The following is a 655-nucleotide window of genomic DNA, read 5'->3' as shown; positions in this document are numbered from 1 at the left end:
AAGTCACATCGGTAAAACTGATAATGCGAGGCAGGCGAGCAATCGCTTCAGAAAATTCACCCGAATATCGTGATAATCCCCGGTTAACTCAATATTCGAAATGGCAGTTCGGTAAAGGAAATCCTTGGTTTGCTTCTCCCCCCAATCAATACGTGTAAACGTGAGCTTACTTTGAATGCCGAGTTCATTGACCGAAGCTAGCATCGTCGCCAACTCTTTCTGCACGGGCAGTTGCTTAAGTAAGAATTCATAGCGCTGAGTCAGTTCATCAAGTTGCGATTGAAGTTGCGGCAATGCCGCCACTTTGGTCGCCTTAATTCGAGCCGAGATTTTCAGCGTTTGCTCTTCTGTGACCATCCTTTGCACACTTCCGTTTCCGGCTTGAGATAGAACCAATAGCCAAAACCTTGAATGATCAACATCAGCAACACGACAACCACCGCCTGCGGTAAAATCGGCCAATCTGTGATTTCATCGATATCGAGATCTTGCCAACTAGCCATGATTCCCCTCCTTGGCCAACGTATTGGCAGAATCGGCATGTTCATCAAACACAAAAGAGACGGTAACGTCTGGAAGCTCTTACCAAACGCTTCTTGTCATGAACAATCGAATGCATTTCCACTTCTTTCAGGAAGGAGGAACGTTCCAAATT

1 pseudogene is annotated in these 655 nt (G+C 46.0%); it reads right to left on the bottom strand.

What is annotated here, in order from left to right:
- Window positions 1–503: pseudogene (locus CIK04_RS24695) on the bottom strand (type 4a pilus biogenesis protein PilO); the annotation flags it as partial.
- Window positions 504–655 lie beyond the last annotated feature (152 nt).

The organism is Vibrio sp. 03_296, from assembly GCF_002265885.1.
Note: the sequence above shows the minus strand (reverse complement) of the source record. Positions and strands in the feature narration are given on the sequence as shown.